This window comes from Rhizobium sp. SVR5-9E (assembly GCF_056755095.1).
The window spans coordinates 1-243 of sequence record NZ_JBNDHS010000637.1 but is presented as its reverse complement, the minus strand read 5'-3'; the positions used below and the strand labels follow the sequence as shown (position 1 = coordinate 243).

The 243-nt window shown below is 61.3% G+C and carries 1 pseudogene; it reads right to left on the bottom strand.

The window, feature by feature from the left end:
* Positions 1-243: pseudogene (locus ACPYOJ_RS36355) on the bottom strand (spermidine/putrescine ABC transporter substrate-binding protein); the annotation flags it as partial.

Sequence of the window (243 nt, the reverse complement as noted above, 5' to 3'; positions counted from 1 at the left end):
CGGAGATGTGTATAAGAGATAGTTGGCGAAGTGATCGAAGTCGGTGGTGTTGCAGCCGGAATCGTTCATCAGTTCGTTGCCCTTGCAGGCTGACGGGACGGATGGGACGGCGCCGAACCAAGCGGCGGCGTCGCCCTGAACCTTCGTAGACAGCGAGTGCTCCATCCACATGTAGGCGCAATTCGGGTGCTCGCTGTCAACCTGAAGCATGGTGGTATCACCCCCGCCCTCCCCCCCCCCCCC